Origin of the sequence: Candidatus Nebulibacter yamunensis, from assembly GCF_024208055.1 — a bacterium.
Lineage (GTDB): Bacteria > Pseudomonadota > Gammaproteobacteria > Francisellales > Francisellaceae > Caedibacter > Caedibacter lacustris.
On record NZ_JAMBMW010000016.1, the window covers coordinates 28,947 to 50,439 of the forward strand.

The window sequence follows — 21,493 nt, forward strand, 5'->3', positions numbered from 1 at the left end:
CACATCATATAAAAAAAGCAGAAGAAAGTCTATTAACTTTCCATTTTGGAATGCTCTATTATTGGAAGCTTGCTTATACCTAATGGTTAAAATGATTAATGGCACTTATAGAAAAACAGGTAACACCTGAAAGAGTTTTTCAATAGTGCGGATATGATCCATATCTGTGATGATCACAACCACATGATCACCTGATTTGATTACATAATGGTCATGGGCAATCAGGATATTATCCTCACGCACAATTCCACCAATAATAATCGACTTTGGTAAGTTCAGTTCATTAATAGCTTTGCCAACAATTGGTGAGCTATCTACTGTACCATGAACAACGATTTCCATTGCTTCAGCTTGACCGCCATAAAGTGAGTAAATATTGAGCATGTCTCCTTTACGCAAATAAGTTTGAATAACACCAATAGTGATGCGCTGGGGCGAGATGGCTCGATCAATCGTCTGTGTTTCATCAACCAATTCAGCATAACTTAGGCTATTGACTAATGCAATTGTGCTTTTAGCTCCCATTTTTTTTGCCAACATTGCAGACATAATATTTGCTTCATCATCATTGGTAACAGCACAAAACAAGTCAGTATCATCAATGCTTTCGGCATTTAAAAGTTCAGCGTCAGAAGCATCTCCTGCTAAAACGGTTGTATTATTTAAAGTCTCGGCAGCAAGATGGCATTTTTCATAATTGTTTTCAATAATTTTAACTAAATAATCATTTTCTAGTTTTTTTGCAAGTCCCATACCAATGTTTCCACCTCCTGCAATAAACAGCTTGCGGCAGGCAGTTTGGTGTGGTTGAAACTCACGCAAAATTGCAGGAATGTTAATACGTTCAGCAATGAAGAAAACGTCATCATACTTCTGTAATATAGTATCAGCTGAAATGAGAATATTCTGTTTTTTGCGATAAATGGCAACAATACGTGCGTCAATATCTGGCAGTTCTTGACGAAATTCTTTAATACTCATACCATGCAAAGGGGAGTCTTCAGAGATTTCACTACCTGCAAGTTGTATGCGCCCATTGGCAAAGTCAACGATCTGGAAGCTTCCAGGGTGTTCCACTAAACGTACTAAGCGTTGAGTAACGAGCTCAGAAGGATTGATGATCATATCTATAGGAATATTATCATTATTGAAAATTTGCGGATAACGTGCATAGTTTTTATTGCGAAGACGTGCGATTTTCGTTGGAATTTTAAATAAGCTATATGCAATTTGGCAAGCTACAATATTAACTTCATCATTATTGGTGACAGCAATAATCATATCTGCATCATTAGCACCTGCCTCTTCAAGGACGTTAGGATGAGAGGCAGAGCCGCATACGGTTTTAACATCAAAATGGTTTTGGATGTGGCGTAAGCGCTCAGGTCTATCATCAACCACACTGATATTGTGATCTTTTTGTAAGTTTTTTGCTAGAGAGCTTCCGACTTGTCCTGCACCTAAAATAATGATTTTCATTATTTGTCCTTTTTGACGTTTGATTGTGGAATTAACATAATTTCATTATCTACTTGTGGTTGACTTCTATGACTTTGCCATAGTATTTCGTTGTGATTATCCTTAAGGTTAAGAAAACGTGCAAGTACAAATAAATAATCCGATAGGCGGTTTAAAAATTGTAAAATCAATGGATTTGTAAATTTAGGTTCATTTCTACTAAGTGCAACATAACAACGCTCTACTCTTCTGGCAATAGTTCGTGCTTGATGACAAAGTGCAGAAGCCTTAGAGCCACCTGGTAGGATAAACTCTTTAAGTGGTGTGAGATGGCTGTTAAAGTTATCTATGTAGTGTTCAAGTATTGTTATATTCTCAGCCGCTAATTGGCTAAATTGAGGATGTGATAACTCACCACCAATATTAAAAAGCTGATGTTGAATGTTTTGTAATTGTATATTGATATCGTTGTGATGAGAGAAGGATACCACAACACCAATAGCGGCATTTAGTTCATCTAGTTGACCAATTACTTCAATAATAGGTGTACATTTATCAATCCGCTTATTATCTGATAAAGCGGTTTTTCCTTTGTCACCTGTTTTGGTATAGATTTTTGAAAGTCTGTAACCCATCTATATTTCTCTTAACATTTATTAAATCCAATTACATAAACTTCACGCGAGCGAGTCCGTGAAGCATCTGGTTTACGAATGACAACTTTTTGGTATTGTTGTTGGACGTTTTTGACAAACATTTCAAAACCCTCACCTTGAAAGACTTTAGCTAGAAAGTTACCTTTGGGTTTTAATACACTTTGTGCAAAATCTAATGCAAGTTCAACCAAATACATAGCATTAGCTTGATCGGTACTTCGATTACCACTCATATTAGGTGCCATATCTGAAACCACCCAATCGACAGTTTGCCCTTTAATTAAGTTCATAAGTTCTTCGTATGACTCATCTTGGGTGAAGTCTCCTTGAATAAACACTACATCTGGTAAAGGGTCCATTTCCAAAATATCAAGTGCAAATACTTTCCCTTTTTCACCGACAAAGCTTGTTAATACCTGTGACCAGCCTCCTGGTGCTGCACCTAGGTCAACAATTTGCATACCTAATTTAAAAAGTTTATCCTTTTCTTGTAATTCAATAAGTTTGTATGCTGCACGTGAGCGAAAACCTTCTTTTTTGGACTGGCTGACATAATAATCGTTATGATGTTCATCCAGCCAACGTTTACTACTTTTACTATGTTTATTTTTTGACATTATAACCATTATTAAGAAATAGTTGCTTATTCGTACGTTAGTATATACTGATACGTTTGACATGAATAGCTGAAATACTCCAATCAAAGTAAAGCGTATATAGTTTAAGCAAAGGGTTGAGCGGTATCAAAAATTAAAGCAAAATAAATGGCAAATACAGTTAATAGTACCACGCCGTTAAATACACTTGTTCTCCTTGAGGTAAAAGTGATAAGGCTAATAAAAAAAGTTAACATTAAGATAACGATGGATGTACTATTTAAACCTAATATAAGTGGGTGCCCTAGAATTAAATTTATGACAATTACAGATGGCACAGTTAAGCAAATAGTTGCAACAGCTGAACCCATACACAGGTTAATCGAGCGTTGTAGTTGATTCTTGTAGGCAGCTTGAATGGCACTGACACCTTCTGGTGTCAACACTAAAAGAGCGATGATAAAACCACCAAGTTTACTAGGGAGACCTGCTTCTTGAATGCTATATTCTAAAAAAGTTCCAAGATTTTTAGATAGTGCAATCATCACAATAAGACCGATCAAAAGTAAAGTAACGTGATAACATACCGATCTCATCGAGCTATGCTGCTCACCTTGTTGACTTTTATGATCAAGCGAAAATTGAAAATAATCACTGTGAGTAATCGTTTGCATCACCAAAAAATTAGCGTACAAAATAACACATACCACAATGACAATAATGGATTGACTTAAATTGAAGGTGCCTGCATCTGTAGCAACAGTATAATTGGGTAAAATTAGACAAATGCTAAGCAGTAAAATTAATAAAGATATATAGATACTTGCACCTTCAATATTATACATTTGAGTGTTGTGTTTGATTCCTCCAGTTAGTAGACTTAAGCCTGCAAACCCATTGACGGCAATCATGATAACAGCAAACATCGTATCCCTTGCAAGTGTAGAATCTCCTTTTCCTATGAGCATCATTGTAATAATAAGCGCTACTTCAATTGAGATGACCGAAAGCGTCAGAATAATCGTTCCATAAGGCTCACCAAATTTATGAGCAAGTCGATCAGCATGTTTAACGACGTTAAATGCACAAATTAGCATTACACAAAATATAGTAAACGTTGTAACTGCAGTTACAAAGTGACTAATATTTTGTGGATTGAACGTTGTAAAAATAAAATTGATTAAAATAAAAAGAATAATCGGTAGCACAACTCCGTATTCAGCTTTGATAAAAGCAGATATTTTTTGCATTATTTTCTCTTCTTATTCAGTTTATTCAGTTATTTTCAATATGAATGGATAAGGCATGGATTTGATCTTTCATCAGATCTCCTAAACAAGTGTAGATTTCCTGGTGTGCTTTAATGGTGCTAAGTGTAACAAATTTTAGGCTAGCTATCCGTAGTTTAAAATGAAATTTTCCGCTTTGAAAGTGTTTGTGTTTTTGGTGTTTGTGCGTTTCATCAATCAGTTCAAGTATAGAAGGGTCAAATGCTTTGGTAAGTCTGTCGATGATGAGCTTTTGTAAGTTAGAATTAGTGTTCATCAATTGATAATTTTAGTTGGAGTAATAATAGCATCCATTGTAATATCCCAAGAATTCATTGCAACACTATCATGCTGTTGTTCATCAAATGCAATACCAATAAATTGAACATTATTGAATTTTTTACAGTAGCGTAGTGTTGTGTCATAAAAACCGCCACCCATTCCAATACGTTGTTTGTGTTTATTAAAGCCAACCAAAGGAATAATAATAATATCAAGTTCCCAAGGTGCAAGTATGTTGTTAGCATAAAAAATAGGCTCTAATAGTTGATATTTATTTCTTGCATATTTTTGTGTATCCACACTAAACCATAAGTGACGAGTATGAAACGAGTGAAGGATAGGGTAGTAAAGTAGGTTATTTTTAGCCTTAAGCCTCTGATTAATATAATAAGGCGAAATCTCTTCGTCTGTGGCAAAATAGCTTGCGATGTTTTTGTTTGTAAGCTTTGGGAAGTATATTTCAAACTGCTTGGCAAGCGCTAATGCCAAGTGATTTTTTTGTATACTTGGAATAGATTTTCTGATCTGACGTAACACTTTACGGATAGAAGTTTGCATGTGCTTAAATAAAGATAAGTTATATATATTGTCATTATTGAATTTTAAATAGAATTAGTCGACAGTATAGCCTGCTAAATTAAACTTTATTCTCTTTAGTTTTAAAAGAAGTGCTAAATCGTAAACTAGTAAGGTAATTTATTTTTCATTGTATACAGAGGTTTTTTATATCAAATGATTGCTGCTATAAATCAAATTGTTAAAATGAACTTTCACATCTAACTAAGAGACTAGTACATGTCTGATAAAAAAGTTACAATAAAGACATTACAATATAAGCAAGACGTTTACGTTAGTAGATGTGGATATGGTGATGCAATTTTACAAGAAATGACGCTTATGGGGCAGATATGCAAAGTTATCGAATAAGTGGTGCAAAAATTGTCACTAAATCTGAAATCATTGAAGGTGAGCTCGTTGTTGAGTATGGTAAAATCGTATCATTCGGGGAAATAAATACACGATTTAAATATTTACCAAAAGTTAATTACCATGCAAGTGATATAATCATGCCAGGTTTTATCGATATCCATATTCATGGCTCAAATGGTTGTGATGTAATGGATGCTGAAATAGAAGCACTTAAAGTCATAAGTTCATCACTTTATCGTCAAGGTGTGACAAGTTTTTTGGCAACTACGATGACACAAACTGAAGAAGCTATTGAAAATGCGTTATCGAATGTAGCTGATTTTGGTTATCAATATTCACATGAGCACCACTTTGCTAATGTTCTGGGGGTGCATTTAGAAGGACCATTTATCTCAGCTTTAAAAATTGGAGCACAAAATCCCGTATATTTACAACAAGCCTCATTAGAAAAATTAAATCATTGGCAAAACTTATCACGAAATGCGATTCGTAAGGTTACACTCGCACCTGAAGTTGAAGGTGCCAACAACATTATTGACTGGTGTAACACACATGGTGTGATTGCTTCAATTGGACATACTAATTGTAGTGTTGCATGTGCGCTTGATGCTATTGACAAAGGCGTTACTCAAGCAACTCATTTATTTAATGCAATGAGTGGAGTGGATCATCGGCAACCAGGTGCTGCAACTGCGATTTTGATGTCAAATAAAGTGATTGCTGAGCTTATTGTTGACGGAGTACATTTAGCACCTGAAATTGTCAAGATGACATTTTGTATTAAAGAGGCAGAGGGAATTATTTTAGTTACCGATGCCATGTCTGCCCAGGGATATGGTGAAGGTATTTTTGAACTTGGGGGACAAAAAGTCATTGTTAAAAATGGTGAAGCTCGTTTGGAGAATGGGGTGCTTGCGGGGAGTGTACTAACTATGAATATCGCTTTAAAAAATATGTTAAAGTTTAGTGCATGCAGTTTGCAAGAGCTTGTTAAGATGTCGAGTTTTAATGCAGCAAAAAGTTTAAATTTTGATAAACGGAAAGGCGACATTCAAGTTGGCATGGATGCGGATCTTGTTGTGCTGGATAAGTCGTTTCAAGTAAAGCAAGTTTTCAGAGCGTGATTATAGTAAATAGTTTTGAACAGGCGTTTATTAATGTCAGATAGCTAATGTGAAATAAGACAAGCTAAAAATCACGTCGTTTTTGTCTTTAAAACGTGTTAGGCTTCTGTTTATATAGTCAATATTAAGTATGATGTAGAAATATGATAGAAACAGATCGTATTATCTCTGGTAATAAGCAAATGGAAGATAATCAAATAGATCGTGCAATAAGACCAAAAACATTACCAGATTATCACGGTCAACCTGTTGTTAAAGAACAAATGGAGATATTTATTGCTGCTGCTAAAAAGCGCAAAGAAGCGTTAGATCATGTATTGATTTTTGGTCCTCCTGGCTTGGGCAAGACAACACTCTCACATATTATTGCCAATGAAATGAACGTTTCACTCAAACAAACCTCAGGTCCTGTGTTGGAGAAAGCAGGTGATTTGGCGGCACTGTTAACGAACTTAGAAGCAAACGATGTTCTTTTTATTGATGAAATTCATCGTTTAAGTCCTGTGATTGAAGAAGTGCTCTATCCTGCAATGGAAGATTATCAACTGGATATCATGATCGGAGAAGGACCAGCAGCACGTTCCATTAAAATTGACCTTCCACCTTTTACTTTGGTTGGTGCAACAACAAGGGCAGGACTTTTGACATCACCCTTAAGGGATCGCTTTGGGATTGTACAACGCTTAGAGTTTTACTCAGTTGATGATTTAACTGAAATTATTATGCGATCAGCCAAACTTATGCAAATAAGCATCAAAATAACAGGAGCTAAAGAAATTGCGAAACGTGCGCGTGGCACACCAAGAATTGCTAATAGGCTTTTACGTCGAGTTCGAGACTATGCAGAAGTGAAAGCGCATGGAGTTGTTGACCATAAAGTTGCCGATAAAGCTTTATTACTTATTAATGTTGACCCTGTTGGCTTTGATCAAATGGATAGGCGTTATTTATTAGCATTAATTGACAAGTTTTCAGGAGGACCAGTAGGCTTAGACACCATTGCAGCATCTATATCTGAAGAGCGAGGAACCATAGAAGATGTGATTGAGCCTTATTTGATTCAACAGGGTTATATTATGCGTACTGCAAGAGGGCGTGTAGCAACTTTGCACGCTTATCGTCATTTTGACATTGAAATGCCAGATAAATTAGAAGATTATCAACGTTTACCTGGCAACGATGAAGGTTAATCTAGGGGGGAGGTTTTGGGAATTATTATAGGAATTATTTCAGGTATGCTTTGGGGGTTAAATGATGTTTTAACCAATATTTACTCAGAGCAAGCTTTGTTTAGTACAGCTACTTTTGCAGTTTTAGTTTTTGCATTGGCGTTGTCGCTTATGCAAGATAGTTTTTCTTGTTTGGGTATTTTTGTTTATCATCATATACGTGGTAGCTTAATAAAAAATTGGCGTAAAACAACATTGCAAAACTTTTGGCCACTTGTGATTGCAGCAATTTGTGCAGGACCCTTAGGAATGGTCGCGGGTATTATGGGTATAGCATATGCAGGACCTGTTTACGCTGGTGTGGTCACATCTTGTTACCCTGTTATTGCCTTATTATTTGCCATGATTTTATTACGTGAAAAACCAACCAAAGTAAAAGTCGTTGGTATTATTTTATCTGTCATTGCTGTCATGTTTATCTCAATTACAGGTGTACGCTCAGGTGCAGAGCACATCCTAATTGGTTTAATCTTTGCAAGTTGTGCGATGATTGGTTGGGGTATGGAATCAATCTTATTTTCAATTGCACAAAAATCCTCAACTCAAGATGTTTCCTGGTTGTTAGCCATTCGTCAAAGTGCTTCTGCTTTAAGTTATTTATTGATTTTGATCATATTATTGATTGTGGACTATGTACAGACGTGGCAAGTGATGAGTCATTTATTTTTACCATTACTTATGATTGGTTGTGTGTTGTCGGCTTCTAGCTCTTATTTGGCATATTATCATGCGATCAAACGCATTGGAGCAAGCTTGGGAACAACGTTTAATGCAAGCTTTATCTTTTGGGCAGGTATTTTCAGTGTAATCTTTAATATCACTCATGTTGAGCACTCATTTGTAGTGTGGAGTATTATGCTTATTATTGGTATTTACTTTGCATCTAAAGGTAATATTAAATACTCTTAAATTGCTTGTTAAAGACGATGTTTTTTATAGCAAACTGCTGAAACTTAAATTCAATATAAATAATTAAGAAGAGAGATTAATGATCAATTTAAGCCCGTTATTACAGGCATTTATTGCTGTTGAAAAAGCTGGTACGGTGCATAGTGCAGCAGATGTATTACACTTGACACAAACAGCGGTTACTCAACGTATAAAGTCACTAGAAGAAAAGCTTAATGTGTCACTTTTTGTTCGTTCACGCAAAGGCATGCAATTGACATCAGAGGGGCAAATATTATTACGTTATTGTCATGATATCCAAAAGCTTGAGAATACTTATTTACGTAGTCTAAATATGCACCAGAGTGAAAATATTATTCCGATTAAAATCGTATCGTCCTCCACACTTATGAAAACGCGTATTGTTGAGCCTGTTGCAAAAATTGCCAAAGCTTATCCACAACTTCGCTTTCACTTACAAATTCAAGATATTGAAAATAGACATGATTTATTAAAAACAGGAAAAGTTGACTTAGCAATCGTTAATAATAATTTTGTTTCAAAGGAGATGTGTATAAAAACATTGCAACCTGAGCGCTATGTGCTAATCGTGCCTAAAGAATGGCAATCAAGGACTGTGAGTGATATTATTGCAAGCGAAAATATCATCGATTTTGATCCCAGTGATACCATTACTTTTTGCTATTTGGAAAAGTATCAACTATTGACCTTAGCACGTAAAGATCGTCACTTTGTCAACTCTCCTGACCAGCTAGCACAATTAGTTGGATTGTCGTTAGGTTATACAGTTGTAACTAAGCAGTTTTATCAGCAATATTGTGATCCAGGAAGGATAATTGTTTTGAATCCTAATGACTACTACGATCATGAGGCATCATTATGTTGGTATGATAGAGGCATTTTGCCCAATTACTTTCGTCAATTGATTGATTTGATTTGTTAGTGAATTTAAGCATTTTTTAGTTCGCATTTCGTAAGAAATCATATAGAATAAGCCGAAATTTTCATAAATAAAATTTCACGTCAAATGCCACAAATCACACCTCATTTCATTAAAGAAGTTTTTGATGCTTCGCATGTAGTTGTTTCTAAAGAAGAACTTGAACTTGCATTTGGTAAGCTTGCAAATGGAATTACGCAAGCACATATTAAAGATAATCCAATTGCAGTGTGTGTAATGAATGGAGGATTGTTTATCACTTCTGAAATTGTTAAGCGTTTAAGGTTTCCTTTGCAGGTTGACTATATTCATGCCAGTCGTTATGGTAATGAATATACAGGAACTAGCATGCTTAATTGGGTAAAAACACCTAATATTGATCCATTAGGGCGTACGGTTATTTTGTTTGATGATATTTTAGATGGTGGTTTGACTTTGTCTGAAGTTAAGCGTTATTACGAGGATCGAGGTGCTGCACGTGTGCTGACTGCTGTTATGCTAGATAAGAAAGCTCCACGTGAGAAAGGAGGTCTTTTAAAAACAGATTATTGTGGTACAGAAGTTGAAAACGAATGGGTGTTTGGTTTTGGTTTAGACTATTATGGGTATATGCGTAATGTACCTGAAATTCGAGCCGTTGATAAAAAGCACATGATCTAATTTTCATATGCTTATTGATTCACATTGCCATTTAAACCACTTAAGGTTAGATGATGGTTTAACAATAGAGAAAGTCGTTCAAAATGCTAAATCTAAAGGCATTAATAAAATTATCTCAATTTCGACAACACTAGAAGAGGTTCAAACCATAGCAGATACGGCGTCTGCATTTCAAAATGTGTATTACTCTGTCGGTGTGCATCCTAGTGAAACAGAAGGTGTTCAGCCTGTAGACGCACAGACGATTATTGATTATATAGACGCAGATAAAGCCCATAAATGCGTAGCTATAGGTGAAACTGGGCTTGATTATTTTTACAATGAACCAAAGAGTTATCAGCTGCAAAAGCAAAAGTTCATTGCTCATGTAGAGGCTGCAAAAATACTCAAAAAACCTGTTATCGTTCATACACGTGCAGCTAAAGAAGATACTTTAAGCATTTTAAAAGACTACAATATTGAGTGTTGTGGTGGGGTGCTTCATTGTTTTACTGAGGATTGGGATATGGCAAACCAGGCACTTAATATGGGAATGTATATTTCAATATCAGGCATTGTCACCTTTAAGAATGCACAAGATGTCCAGGAAATGGCAAAGAAAATTCCGCTTGATCGATTGCTTGTCGAAACAGATGCACCATATCTAACACCTATCCCATATCGTGGTAAGCCAAATTACCCGGAGTATGTCTACTATGTAGCTGAATTTTTAGCAAAGTTGCGTGGTGAAGACTTTGAGGAGTTTTGTATAGCGACAAAAGCCAATACAATGAAGTTATTTCAAATTTAGTCAACGTTTACTTAAACAGAAAGTAAAGATAATAGTTCGATTTGTAGAAAATGGAAGATGAGTATGGAAAAAATTAATAAACTAAAACTAATTGATGATTTTATTAAAATACTGAAGGAGTTATGGGTAATTAAGTTTATATGGTCTCTTTATAAGTGGCTATTACTATTATTTGTAGGTTGTTTTATTGGGTATTTAATTTTATCAGGCTATGGGTATATAAAACATTTCTTGAACTTGCTTGGTATTGATATGTTCGTTTTTCAAAGCACAACAATATCTGATATTCAATTTATGTATAGAGGACTCATTTCTTTATTAAATATGGGAGTGGGATTAAACAATTTATCAAAGACTTTGGTATTTATCGTAGTAAATTTAGTAACAATGATTGTGTATATCAGTATTGGTTGTGTTGTTATTTATATATATAGGAATAAATCACAGACCAATAAGTTGCATAAATATATAGAAGGAGTGATACAGTTTTTTCTTCTCATTCTTTTATTTGTGCTGTATACAGTTTTATCTATCTTCCCATTATTACCTTTAGCAAGTAGTGAAATTCAGGCTGAAAAAAGAGTAACGGAGGAGGTGTATAACTTATTTGTTGATCAAAAAAAATATGATTTAATAGTAACCGACTCGCATTATAATTATGTTATTTATCCTGAGTTTGCAAAAACATGTCGAATTTTAATTGGTGAGAATTTTTACACACAAGACTTTGTTTACGCCAATTCAATTCAAGTTCAGCAAAATTGTTTTAATTTTAATAATAATCTTAAGAAAGGCTTATGTGAGCGAATACAAAAAAATAAAGCTCAATCTCCATTTACAATAAACACCCCATATTTCCATGAGTTAGAGCATGTTTATTGTAATAAATAATCGTGAGTTATTTAATTTGTGCAATTTTCTGTCCCATTTTAATTTCGGAAAGGTTGTCATTAAAAGCAATTTTATTTTCAGGGAACAGTGTAATAATCGTTGAACCAAAGTTAAATAATCCAATTTCATCGCCTTTTCTAAAGTGGATATTTTGCCCTTGATAATCAAAGTGCTGAATACTGTTATAGTAGTTTGGTGCGACCATTTTATGCCAAACGGTTTCAATCCCTGCAACTAGCATGGCTCCAACAAAAATTACAGCAATTTCACCAATATCAGTATCAAAATAGCATATCAAGCGTTCATTTTTAGCAAATAAGTTATCAATGTTTTGAGCGGTAAGCTCGTTAACTGAAAACAGTTTGCCAGGAATATAGCTCATACGTGTGAGTGTGCCATCTATAGGCATATGCACACGATGATAATCTTTTGGTGCAAGATAAATGACGGCAAAATCAGTGTAATTGGTTGTGTGGGTTTTAGCAGTGAGTGCATCAACAGTAAAATATTTGCCTTTTGCTTGGATAACTCTGCCTAAGTCAATTTTCGCAGCTTGAGTTATCTTTCCATCAGCAGGGGAGATAATCGCCTTTGAATCGTGATTAATGGGACGAGATTCAGGCTTAAGCTTGCGTGTAAAAAAATCATTAAAACTCTTGTAATCTCTAATATTTTGTAGCAAAGCATCATCAAGATTAATTTGAAAGCGTTTAATTGCAAGTTTAATAAGAGTTTCTTTGATATGATGTTGTTGGCAATTAGCTAGCTTACCAACTAAACGTGATAATAAAGTTTGCGGCAGAATTTTTTGGCTATAGAGAAAAAATGTGTCTTTTAGCATGTAGGTTATATGTATTTTTTTGTTCGGCATTCTAAATTATTTTGATTCTGCTTGCTACTTTTTTTGTATAAAGGTTCTATGTTTAATCAATAACTTAAAATGGTAGTTAGTTATTTCAATTGTCAAGTCATGTTGCTGTTATTATGCAATAAATTTACATAATACAAATAAAGCTAGTTTTTCACTGTGTTTTGATGCAAACGTCGTTATGCTATGGTATGTTAGCCACCATGCAAGCAAACACCCGCTTGTCCATGTATAAAAACTGGGAAAGAATTTTTTAAGGAGGTTGCAATGGAATCAATGGAGGTTTTAGCTAATCCAGTCGGTACCAAAGGCTTTAGTTTTTTAGAATACGTTAGTAATGCACCGCAAAAGATTCGTGACCTATTTAAACTAATGGGTTTTACGCATGTTGCCAATCATAAAAATAAAGCTATCGAGCTATGGCAGCAAAACGATATATTCTTTTTGCTCAATAGCGAAGATAAAGGGTTTGCTAAAACATTTAAAAATACACATAAGGCTGGTGCCTGTGGGATGGGTTTTAAGGTAGAAAACGTTGAAAAGGCACTAGTGCATTGTATCAAAAAAGGCGCCAAAGTTAAGGAAAAAAACGTCGATGATTGGAACGGTGATAGTATAGAAGTTATTTGTGGCATTGCCGATACTAAGCTTTACTTAACTCATTATGATTCAATTTTAGATAGTGGTTTATTTAAGTGCATTGCTGGTGCTGATGCACGGATGAAGCAAAATGAATGTGGTTTATTGTATATTGATCATCTTACTCACAATGTATATCGCGGTAACATGGATAAATGGGCACAGTATTATATCGATTTGTTTAATTTTAGACAGATTCGCTACTTTGATATAGAAGGGAAATTAACAGGATTATATAGTAGAGCGATGACAAGTCCTTGTTTAAAAATTAAAATTCCAATCAATGAATCAGCAGATGATCGTTCGCAAATTGAAGAGTTTTTACATGAATATAATGGTGAAGGCATTCAACATATCGCACTAGAGAGTAAAGATATTTTTGATACGGTAGAGCGTTTACGCGGTTTAGGTTTAGAGTTTATGCACACGCCTGATACATATTACACCAAAACTCATGCGCGCTTACCCTATCATCCTGAATCAGTAGATCGGATGAGAAAAAATCGGATCTTAATAGATGGTGCATCAACTAAAGATAGTGGTTATTTATTGCAAATTTTTACAAACACTGTGATTGGTCCTGTGTTTTTTGAAATCATTCAAAGAAAAGGCGATGATGGTTTTGGTGAAGGAAACTTTCAAGCTTTGTTTGACTCGATTGAGCTAGATCAAATTGAGCGTGGTGTACTAAGTGAGCAAATGCATAAATAGGAGTTAAAGATGATTTTATATGATTATTTTCGTTCCTCGGCAAGTTTTCGTGTACGTATTGTATTACAGCTTAAAAAACTAAATTATCAAACAAAACAAATTCATTTACTTAATAACGGCGGTGAGCAATTTTCTATTTAGTATAAAACGATTAATCCACAATCTCGCGTGCCAAGTTTAAAAGATGGCAATGTTGTGATTACCCAATCTTTGGCGATTATTGACTACTTGGAGGATAAATACCCACAAGATGGAATTTATCCAATAGATCCTATCGTTAAAGCACAAGTAAAAGCATTTGCGTTAACCATTGCTTGCGATATTCATCCACTTAATAATTCTAGTGTGATTAAGTATCTAAAAGAAACATTTGCCATCAGTGAGGAAAAAGCTCAGAAATGGTATGCGCATTGGATTATATCAGGCTTTCATGCCTTAGAAGAGAAGCTTAAAAAGTCAGCTGGAAAATACTGTTTTGGTGATGATATTACGCTGGCCGATATTTGTTTAATTCCACAAGTTTATAATGCTAAACGTTTTAATGTGGAGGAGATAAGTGCATTTCCGATTATTAATCGCATTTATTATATGGCAATGACACATCCTGCTTTTATAGCAGCATCACCTGAAAGTGTTGTTGCCATCGAACATGAATAGATAATTAAATTATGTTGTTATAAATTAATTAAAGAGATATGAAAATGAATACACATCATTATCAATCTGGTTTCCATAGCTATTTTGCAACTGAGGCAGTAAAAGGTGCTTTACCACAAGATCGTAATTCACCTCAAATTGCACCACTTGGACTATATGCTGAACAAATTAACAATAGTGCTTTCACAGCACCAAGGGCACAAAATTTTAAAGCATGGCAATATCGTATTCGACCATCGGTTTTACATAGTCCTAAATTTAGCCTTGTGAATAGCAGTTTATTGAGGAATAATTTTTTTCAAGATAAAATATTGACTCCACCTGAGCAAATACGTTGGCGTGCAATCGATATTCCTAATAAACCAACTCATCTTGTTGAAGGTTTGGTGACCATGATGTTTAACGAGGTGGCAGCAGTTCACCTATATGCGATCAATGCGTCGATGGAGAATTGTTATTTTTATAGTGCAGATGGTGACTGGTTATACGTATTACAGCAAGGACACTTACGCTTTAAAACAGAGTTTGGGGTTATTGATGCAAAACCTCATGAGGTGGTCGTTATTCCAAGAGGCATACGCTATCAAATTGAGCTTATTGACAGTAATGCTCGTGGTTATATTTGTGAATCCAATACTGCGAGTTTTTATTTGCCAGAAAGAGGACCAATCGGTGCCAATGGTTTGGCAGAGGAGCGTCATTTTCTAGCACCGTGTGCAAATTTTGAACATAAAACAGGTGATTTCACACTTTATAGTCAATATCAAGGTAGATTATGGCAAGGGAAAATAAAGCATTCACCTTTAGATGTTATTGCATGGCATGGCAATTTATATCCTTATAAGTATGACTTAGATTTGTTTTGTCCAGTTAATACCGTACTTAAAGATCATGCAGATCCAAGCATTTTTACTGTTCTTAGTGTACCTTCCTATCAAATGGGTACAGCAAATGTTGATTTTGTTATTTTTCCGCCACGCTGGGTTGTTGGTGAAGATACCTTTAGACCACCTTATTATCACCGTAACATTATGGCTGAGTGTATGGGGTTATTAACGGGGCAATATGATGCAAAAGGGGAAGGATTTCAACCGGGTGGGCTTAGCCTTCATAATCCGATGTCAGCACATGGTCCTGATTATAATACTTTTACTCAAGCTTCAAATGCTAAACTAAAGCCCGTTCGTTATCAAAATACGATGGCATTTATGTTTGAAACACGTTTAGCATGGCGCTTAACTGAGTTCGCTTTAGCCACGGATTTATTGCAAAGTAATTATTTATCATGTTGGTCAGAATTAAGAGCACAGTTTAATTGTGAGGTGTTAGAGTAATGTTAGAAATTAAAGCAAATGATCCTAAGCTTCAATCCTTTATTAAAGTGGATAAAGATAGTCATTTCCCAATTCAGAACTTGCCATTGGGTGTTTTTAGTGACATAGAGGAGGATTTCTCTAGAAGACGTATTGGTGTTGCAATTGGAGATTATATTCTTGACCTTAAGGCAGCTTATGAATGTAAACTGCTCCCAGATTTTGGATTAAATTTTAGTCAACTTAATAACTTGAATCCACTTATTGAGCATGGGCGTAGTAAAGTGCGCACTTTGCGTGAAGTAGTTAGTCACCTTTTAAATAAAAACACATCAACCTTGCGTGATGATGTAGTCCTTCAGAAAAAAGTCCTTATCAAGCAAAGCAATGCAAAATTGTATCTACCAATAGAAATTAAGGGTTATACTGATTTTTATTCCTCACGTGAGCATGCTGAAAACATTGGGCGCATGTTTCGTGATAAAGATAATCCTTTACTACCAAACTGGTTGCACTTACCTGTTGGATACGATGGGCGAGCGGGGAGCGTTGTTGTAAGTGGTACAAAGATTCAACGCCCAAATGGTCAAATTAAGCCTAGTTCAAATGAACCACCTATTTTTAGTGCATCCCAGGCTCTGGATGTTGAAATTGAAATGGGTGCAATCATTGGCTTGTCATCTAAACATGGACAAGTAATAGACATTAAAAATGCACCTGAACATATCGTTGGGATGGTGCTTGTCAATGACTGGAGTGCACGCGATATTCAAAAATGGGAATATGTGCCACTAGGTCCATTTTTAGCGAAAAATTTTGCAACCTCAATTTCTCCTTGGATAGTGACTTTAGATGCACTTGAGCCATTTCGAGTGCCTTCACCCAAAGAAGAACTAAAGTTATTAGGTTACCTTAAACGAAGTGAAGACTGGGGTATCAATATTAACCTTCAATTTGCGATTAAAACACCAAAGTCGCAAACAGCACAGATTGTTTCAAGGACAAACTTTAAATATATGTATTGGGATATGATGCAACAACTTGCTCATCACACGGTTAATGGTTGTCCGATGGCAACAGGTGATTTGTTAGCATCTGGTACGATTAGCGGTAAAGAAAAAGATAGTTTTGGTAGTTTAATTGAGCTAACGGAAGGGGGTAAAAATCCACTTCAACTTAAAACAGGTGAAACACGTATTTTCCTACAAGATGGTGATATCGCAATAATCAGTGGTTTCTGTCAAGGACAAGGTTATAAAATAGGCTTTGGCGAAGTTTTAGGGGAAATTGTCAGTATGTCAACTAAATTTAAAGAGGGAAATGTGCAAAGGAAGACAGTAGATGAAAATGCAAAGTAAGTATGTTTCTAAAAAACCAGATCATAATGGTTTTGTTTGTTATGATGAGGTTGAAAATAACACATGGCATGCTTTGATTGAGCGCCAATTTAAAATTGTAGCTTCGCGTGCCTGTGAGGAATATTTACAAGGCTTAGAAATTTTATCATTTTCACGTGATCGAATCCCACAGATTCCTGATCTTAATTTACGTTTAAAGAAAGAAACTGGTTGGCAGGTTGAACCCGTGCCTGCGTTAATTGGTTTTGATCGTTTTTTCAAACTTTTATCAGAGCGTAAATTCCCTTGCGCAACTTTTATCCGTATACCAGAAGAACTAACTTACATACAAGAACCTGATATTTTTCATGAGTTATTTGGTCATTGTCCGATGTTAACTCATCCTGTGTATGCTGAGTTTATGCAGCGTTATGGGCAATTAGGCATTGGGCAGCCTCATGACATTCAAAGACTTTTAGCGCGTTTTTATTGGTTTACCATTGAGTTTGGGCTCATCAATACTAAAAAAGGACTTCGCTGTTATGGTGGAGGGATTTTATCTTCGATTGGGGAGACAGTTTATGCATTGGAGGATCCTATGGTGCGTTATGAAAAATTTGATGCACGTAACATTTTAAGAACACCTTATAGAATCGATATTTATCAACCGTTGTATTATGTGATTAATTCTTATGAGAGTATTTATAACGTGCTTAAAGGTGATTTTATTAAACTTATTGTAAAATCACAGAGCTTACCTGAATTTGAACCTTTATATAAATAAAGATGAAGAATCAGTAATGCTGAAAACACAAAAGCAATGAGCCATTAAATAGTTTGAGGATAAAAAATGGAAAATTTATTAGATAAGAAATGCCAAGTTTGTGAGTATGGCGATTTAGTGCCTTTAAATCAGAAAGAGGCAAAGCAATATCTTATTAACTTACCAAAATGGCAATTAAGTCCATGTGGTAAAAAAATTACGTGTACATTTGAGTTTAAGGGTTTTTATAGAACCATGTCATTTGTTAATGCAGTGGCTTGGATTGCTAACAATGAAGGGCATCATCCTGATATGGAAGTTAGTTTTAATCGTTGTATTATCCATTTTACAACCCATTCAGTGGATGGGTTAACAGAAAATGACTTTATTTGTGCAGCAAAAATTGATGCTTTGTTATAAGGATTAAACTGTTCTAGTTTTTATATCGTTCTTGTAACGGATTGAGCTATGTACGTAAATATTGCAAAGTAAGAAAGAGGTGAAAAACCAGAATATTAGTAGAAACTTTGTAGATTAAAGGGGTAAAGGAAAAAATGAATTTAATGGACTTTCAAAACAGTGTGGTGGATCGTTTGGAACAATTTTCACAACAAGAACCAGAAATTACATTTCAATGGAGAGATAAGAAGTCTTCTGCGCATGGTTTTTTAGTAATTAACTCTTTACGTGGCAATGCAGCAGGTGGTGGTACACGTGTGCATGAGCGTATCACGTTAGAAGAAGTAACAACCCTTGCTAAAATTATGGAAATAAAATTTGCATTATCTGGTCCTGCCATTGGTGGCGCTAAAACAGGTATTCGACTTGATCCTGATTGCCCAGATAAATATGGTGTGCTTGAGCGTTGGTATAAAGCTATTCGTCCACTTTTAGCTGAGTACTATGGAACAGGTAGTGACTTAAACACTGATATTCATAAAATTAATCAGATCTTACGTGGCTTAGGTCTTGATAACTCTCAACAAGGTATTATTCATGCGTTTTGTAAGGGGGATGAAATAAAAACTCAAACTGCTTACCAAAATATGTTGCTATTAAATTCAGTGGTTAAGGTTGCAGAAAGTGAAGTAAAGTTAGCAGAAATGGTTACGGGTTATGGCGTTGCACAGACGGTTATTGCTTATTATCAAGCAAAAAATGAGCATGTGAACAATAAGCGTATCTACGTACAAGGAGCAGGTAATGTTGGCGCTGCTGCTGCCTACTATTTGCATCAAGCGGGAGCGAAAATCATTGCGCTGACAGATCGTGATGCTGGTGTGATTATGAATGACGGTTTAAGTGCCAAACAAATTAATGATCTTGTGTGCGCAAGGCGTGTGTTAAAGGTTTTGCCAGATAATATGTCTCATGCTGAATTTAATAAAATCCTAGCGATAACAAAAATAGATGTCCTTATTCCTGCGGCAGGATCAAACATAATCGCGAAAAATTTAGTTGATAAAATGATAACAAATGGTTTGGAGCTCATTTCATGTGGAGCAAATCATCCATTTGTGGAAAGAGAATATTGCTATGGTTTATGTTCACAATCTTTAGATGCTAGACTTGCTGTTATTCCTGATTTTCTAGCAAATATGGGGATGGCACGCACATTTTATACTATGATGTCAACACCAAAGGATAGAATATCAGTTGAATATGTTTTTAAGGACATAAAAGAAATCATGCAAAATGCGATTTGTAAGGCGTTTTCAATGTATGAAGGACGACTTCTAACCGCATCGTTATATGATCTAGCACTTACTCATATTGATTTGTCAGATAAAACAAAGGGTGTTATACGTCAAAGCAAAATGAATAATCAGATGCCTATGACTATGTCCGGGATTTGAATTTAAAAATGTTTCTAGGCATGATAAAGAACTCTAATAAATATAAATCTGATAATACAAATTAATGTTGAATTTCACAATGAGTTTACTTGCTGATTTTACACTTAGATATACAAATTTTTGGACCGCCAAGAAAACGGTCGTTTTTCTTGTGGTTTGGGATTATCTAAGCTAGCTCTAGCCTAAAAATTCCAGGCATAGCTATAGCTATATTCCAATGTGACATTTATGTACTAATTCAATACAATCATTAATTATTTTTTCTCCAAATACAGTCAATTTCTTTGAGCTATTTAATACATTTACTGTCTGTCGAAATTTTTCCTTAAATTTCAGTGTATTATTGGCTTCATTATAATGGCTACTAATATCTTCGTAAGATAAGTTACTTATTTCTGCTTGGAGTAAATAATTAAATGTGTATATAGTTCTGGCTAATACAAACATCGCGTGAAAAACGCCACTAATTGGTCTGTAGTCCAGGCGAAAAGGAGTATAGAATAATCCATTGTCATCAATCAGAATTCTTTCCCTAAACCAAATATGATAGAGTAAGTTATGAGCGGCTTCATGAGTAATATATAATTGAGGCATGTGTTTATATAACTTATTTTTAAAGCGACCTATGCTCAGAGTATTGAGTAATTTAACATCTACTTCAATAAACTCTGACAGGTAAATCAGACTTTCTATAGCTTCTTGATTATTAAGATGAATTAGTTGACTGGCATTATGATTCGAAGGTTTTGCCCAATTTATTTCGGCTACATTGATCATTTCTTCACTCCCTCTTACTCTTAAATTATTAAAGGATATTTGGAAACCTTCTTTTGTAATAATTTTTAAGGTCTCTGTCTTTACATAATAAGGTTTTATATGTCAGTGGCGATAGCAGAATAAATAGTAATGAGAATAAAATCATGCTGCCCATAATAATCATAATGACAGTGATCTGTTGACTCTGCTTTGTTTAAGTGAATATCCCAAAGGTATAACTACCAGCGGGGATGGATAAAATACAAAAAAAATAGATAGCCGACTCAAGTCTTCCTCTAATATCATCCGGCACAGCTAATGCACGTAGAGAACTCGTTGAAATGTTATTCAGTGCGAGACCGCTTCCAATAAGAAAAAGCAAGAGCAGTTTCAAGTATAAAAAACTGACCACAGGGAATAACATGATGCTAATTGCTGTAAGGATATTTCCAGTTAAAATTAAAGTTAGCCTCTTCACATCTTTTGAAAGCAGCTTCCCTACAAGCATGCTCGTTATCAATAAACCTAAGCCAAAGCAAACCTCCATGATGGCGAGATATATAATTGATAGGTTTAAGAATATCTGTATATATACAGGTAGTAGGATCATTAAAAGTGGCGTCACTACAAAATTACCCGTTATACCAATAAGACATAACGTACGCTCAGGAGTTAATTTGACTAAAACACTAAAACCTTTTAATAGCTGCTGATAAAATTCCTGCCCTTTAGCAATAGAGTTCTTTCCAAACCGTATTTAATCTAGCAAAATAGCTATTTAAAAATTAAAGGTGGATATGATCAATGAGATGGGAAACGATAAACAAGTTAGCAGCAGATGAGTTTCGTCGTTTAACAGG

The 21,493-nt window shown here is 35.1% G+C and carries 22 protein-coding genes and 1 pseudogene; 14 read left to right on the forward strand and 9 right to left on the reverse strand.

What is annotated here, in order from left to right:
• Positions 1-105 precede the first annotated feature (105 nt).
• The 6 genes from trkA to M1V25_RS07660 form a co-directional block, all read right to left on the reverse strand.
• Positions 106-1,479 (reverse strand): Trk system potassium transporter TrkA, encoded by a 1,374-nt coding sequence (gene trkA / locus M1V25_RS07635; protein ID WP_116964114.1) that lies wholly within the window; start codon positions 1,477-1,479, stop codon positions 106-108.
• Positions 1,479-2,093 carry a cob(I)yrinic acid a,c-diamide adenosyltransferase gene (locus tag M1V25_RS07640; RefSeq protein WP_116964113.1) on the reverse strand — a complete coding sequence of 205 codons (615 nt, stop codon included), beginning with the start codon at positions 2,091-2,093 and terminating at the stop codon, positions 1,479-1,481. Before M1V25_RS07640 ends, trkA begins: the two co-directional genes overlap by 1 nt.
• A gap of 11 nt (positions 2,094-2,104) precedes the next feature.
• A complete protein-coding gene (rlmE, locus tag M1V25_RS07645; RefSeq protein WP_116964112.1) occupies positions 2,105-2,731 on the reverse strand; it encodes a 23S rRNA (uridine(2552)-2'-O)-methyltransferase RlmE in 627 nt (208 codons plus the stop codon).
• A 104-nt stretch (positions 2,732-2,835) separates the two neighbouring features.
• Positions 2,836-3,960, reverse strand: coding sequence for a calcium:cation antiporter (locus M1V25_RS07650; protein WP_116964111.1), 1,125 nt, complete (start codon positions 3,958-3,960; stop codon positions 2,836-2,838).
• A gap of 25 nt (positions 3,961-3,985) precedes the next feature.
• Positions 3,986-4,255, reverse strand: a complete 270-nt coding sequence (locus tag M1V25_RS07655) for a BolA family protein (RefSeq protein WP_116964110.1) — start codon at positions 4,253-4,255, stop codon at positions 3,986-3,988.
• A complete protein-coding gene (locus M1V25_RS07660) occupies positions 4,255-4,818 on the reverse strand; it encodes a 5-formyltetrahydrofolate cyclo-ligase (RefSeq protein ID WP_116964109.1) in 564 nt (187 codons plus the stop codon). The genes M1V25_RS07655 and M1V25_RS07660 overlap by 1 nt, the downstream gene beginning before the upstream one ends.
• A 350-nt stretch (positions 4,819-5,168) precedes the next feature.
• Between M1V25_RS07660 and nagA the strand changes: the two genes are divergently transcribed.
• The 7 genes from nagA (at position 5,169) to M1V25_RS07695 (ending at position 11,733) form a co-directional block, all read left to right on the forward strand.
• Complete coding sequence (gene nagA, locus M1V25_RS07665; RefSeq protein ID WP_116964108.1) at positions 5,169-6,314, forward strand: N-acetylglucosamine-6-phosphate deacetylase; 1,146 nt, start codon at positions 5,169-5,171, stop codon at positions 6,312-6,314.
• 143 nt (positions 6,315-6,457) lie between these two features.
• On the forward strand, positions 6,458-7,504 hold the full coding sequence (gene ruvB, locus M1V25_RS07670; protein ID WP_116964107.1) for a Holliday junction branch migration DNA helicase RuvB: 1,047 nt from the start codon (positions 6,458-6,460) through the stop codon (positions 7,502-7,504).
• A 15-nt stretch (positions 7,505-7,519) separates the two neighbouring features.
• Positions 7,520-8,452 carry a DMT family transporter gene (locus tag M1V25_RS07675; protein WP_498842898.1) on the forward strand — a complete coding sequence of 311 codons (933 nt, stop codon included), beginning with the start codon at positions 7,520-7,522 and terminating at the stop codon, positions 8,450-8,452.
• Positions 8,453-8,531: 79 nt separating this feature from the next.
• Complete coding sequence (locus M1V25_RS07680) at positions 8,532-9,395, forward strand: LysR family transcriptional regulator (protein ID WP_116964105.1); 864 nt, start codon at positions 8,532-8,534, stop codon at positions 9,393-9,395.
• A gap of 84 nt (positions 9,396-9,479) precedes the next feature.
• Positions 9,480-10,052, forward strand: coding sequence for a hypoxanthine-guanine phosphoribosyltransferase (locus M1V25_RS07685; protein ID WP_498842899.1), 573 nt, complete (start codon positions 9,480-9,482; stop codon positions 10,050-10,052).
• A 7-nt stretch (positions 10,053-10,059) separates the two neighbouring features.
• A complete protein-coding gene (locus M1V25_RS07690) occupies positions 10,060-10,842 on the forward strand; it encodes a TatD family hydrolase (RefSeq protein WP_498842900.1) in 783 nt (260 codons plus the stop codon).
• Positions 10,843-10,905: 63 nt separating this feature from the next.
• A complete protein-coding gene (locus M1V25_RS07695; protein WP_498842901.1) occupies positions 10,906-11,733 on the forward strand; it encodes a hypothetical protein in 828 nt (275 codons plus the stop codon).
• A gap of 7 nt (positions 11,734-11,740) precedes the next feature.
• Here M1V25_RS07695 and asd read toward each other — a convergent pair whose 3' ends face one another.
• A complete protein-coding gene (asd, locus tag M1V25_RS07700; protein ID WP_239986760.1) occupies positions 11,741-12,604 on the reverse strand; it encodes an archaetidylserine decarboxylase in 864 nt (287 codons plus the stop codon).
• A gap of 264 nt (positions 12,605-12,868) precedes the next feature.
• On the opposite strand from asd, the gene hppD reads away from it, so the two are divergent.
• The 7 genes and pseudogenes from hppD (at position 12,869) to M1V25_RS07735 (ending at position 19,877) form a co-directional block, all read left to right on the forward strand.
• The gene (gene hppD, locus M1V25_RS07705; protein ID WP_498842902.1) at positions 12,869-13,951 is read left to right on the forward strand and encodes a 4-hydroxyphenylpyruvate dioxygenase; all 1,083 of its coding nucleotides are present in this window, start codon (positions 12,869-12,871) and stop codon (positions 13,949-13,951) included.
• 9 nt (positions 13,952-13,960) lie between these two features.
• Positions 13,961-14,608, forward strand: a pseudogene (gene maiA, locus M1V25_RS07710) (maleylacetoacetate isomerase).
• Positions 14,609-14,652: 44 nt separating this feature from the next.
• Entirely contained in the window at positions 14,653-15,942 is a 1,290-nt protein-coding gene (gene hmgA / locus M1V25_RS07715; RefSeq protein ID WP_498842903.1) for a homogentisate 1,2-dioxygenase, read from the forward strand.
• Positions 15,942-17,279 carry a fumarylacetoacetase gene (gene fahA, locus M1V25_RS07720; protein WP_498842904.1) on the forward strand — a complete coding sequence of 446 codons (1,338 nt, stop codon included), beginning with the start codon at positions 15,942-15,944 and terminating at the stop codon, positions 17,277-17,279. Before hmgA ends, fahA begins: the two co-directional genes overlap by 1 nt.
• Positions 17,263-18,042: a phenylalanine 4-monooxygenase gene (phhA, locus tag M1V25_RS07725; RefSeq protein ID WP_498842905.1), complete on the forward strand. Its 780-nt coding sequence runs from the start codon at positions 17,263-17,265 to the stop codon at positions 18,040-18,042. Before fahA ends, phhA begins: the two co-directional genes overlap by 17 nt.
• Before the next feature lie 66 nt (positions 18,043-18,108).
• A complete protein-coding gene (locus M1V25_RS07730) occupies positions 18,109-18,441 on the forward strand; it encodes a 4a-hydroxytetrahydrobiopterin dehydratase (protein WP_116964098.1) in 333 nt (110 codons plus the stop codon).
• Positions 18,442-18,575: 134 nt separating this feature from the next.
• Positions 18,576-19,877, forward strand: coding sequence for a Glu/Leu/Phe/Val dehydrogenase dimerization domain-containing protein (locus M1V25_RS07735; RefSeq protein ID WP_498842906.1), 1,302 nt, complete (start codon positions 18,576-18,578; stop codon positions 19,875-19,877).
• Positions 19,878-20,084: 207 nt separating this feature from the next.
• Here M1V25_RS07735 and M1V25_RS07740 read toward each other — a convergent pair whose 3' ends face one another.
• Both M1V25_RS07740 and M1V25_RS07745 read right to left on the reverse strand, forming a co-directional pair.
• On the reverse strand, positions 20,085-20,654 hold the full coding sequence (locus tag M1V25_RS07740) for a hypothetical protein (RefSeq protein WP_498842907.1): 570 nt from the start codon (positions 20,652-20,654) through the stop codon (positions 20,085-20,087).
• A gap of 193 nt (positions 20,655-20,847) precedes the next feature.
• Entirely contained in the window at positions 20,848-21,390 is a 543-nt protein-coding gene (locus M1V25_RS07745) for an MFS transporter (RefSeq protein ID WP_498842910.1), read from the reverse strand.
• Between the last annotated feature and the right edge of the window lie 103 nt (positions 21,391-21,493).

Coding starts and splice junctions, on each gene's coding strand:
- trkA (WP_116964114.1), bottom strand. CDS start 1,479: ATGAAAATCATTATTTTAGGTGCAGGACAAGTCGGAAGCTCTCTAGCA.
- M1V25_RS07640 (WP_116964113.1), bottom strand. CDS start 2,093: ATGGGTTACAGACTTTCAAAAATCTATACCAAAACAGGTGACAAAGGA.
- rlmE (WP_116964112.1), bottom strand. CDS start 2,731: ATGTCAAAAAATAAACATAGTAAAAGTAGTAAACGTTGGCTGGATGAA.
- M1V25_RS07650 (WP_116964111.1), bottom strand. CDS start 3,960: ATGCAAAAAATATCTGCTTTTATCAAAGCTGAATACGGAGTTGTGCTA.
- M1V25_RS07655 (WP_116964110.1), bottom strand. CDS start 4,255: ATGAACACTAATTCTAACTTACAAAAGCTCATCATCGACAGACTTACC.
- M1V25_RS07660 (WP_116964109.1), bottom strand. CDS start 4,818: ATGCAAACTTCTATCCGTAAAGTGTTACGTCAGATCAGAAAATCTATT.
- nagA (WP_116964108.1), top strand. CDS start 5,169: ATGCAAAGTTATCGAATAAGTGGTGCAAAAATTGTCACTAAATCTGAA.
- ruvB (WP_116964107.1), top strand. CDS start 6,458: ATGATAGAAACAGATCGTATTATCTCTGGTAATAAGCAAATGGAAGAT.
- M1V25_RS07680 (WP_116964105.1), top strand. CDS start 8,532: ATGATCAATTTAAGCCCGTTATTACAGGCATTTATTGCTGTTGAAAAA.
- M1V25_RS07685 (WP_498842899.1), top strand. CDS start 9,480: ATGCCACAAATCACACCTCATTTCATTAAAGAAGTTTTTGATGCTTCG.
- M1V25_RS07690 (WP_498842900.1), top strand. CDS start 10,060: ATGCTTATTGATTCACATTGCCATTTAAACCACTTAAGGTTAGATGAT.
- M1V25_RS07695 (WP_498842901.1), top strand. CDS start 10,906: ATGGAAAAAATTAATAAACTAAAACTAATTGATGATTTTATTAAAATA.
- asd (WP_239986760.1), bottom strand. CDS start 12,604: ATGCCGAACAAAAAAATACATATAACCTACATGCTAAAAGACACATTT.
- hppD (WP_498842902.1), top strand. CDS start 12,869: ATGGAATCAATGGAGGTTTTAGCTAATCCAGTCGGTACCAAAGGCTTT.
- hmgA (WP_498842903.1), top strand. CDS start 14,653: ATGAATACACATCATTATCAATCTGGTTTCCATAGCTATTTTGCAACT.
- fahA (WP_498842904.1), top strand. CDS start 15,942: ATGTTAGAAATTAAAGCAAATGATCCTAAGCTTCAATCCTTTATTAAA.
- phhA (WP_498842905.1), top strand. CDS start 17,263: ATGAAAATGCAAAGTAAGTATGTTTCTAAAAAACCAGATCATAATGGT.
- M1V25_RS07730 (WP_116964098.1), top strand. CDS start 18,109: ATGGAAAATTTATTAGATAAGAAATGCCAAGTTTGTGAGTATGGCGAT.
- M1V25_RS07735 (WP_498842906.1), top strand. CDS start 18,576: ATGAATTTAATGGACTTTCAAAACAGTGTGGTGGATCGTTTGGAACAA.
- M1V25_RS07740 (WP_498842907.1), bottom strand. CDS start 20,654: ATGATCAATGTAGCCGAAATAAATTGGGCAAAACCTTCGAATCATAAT.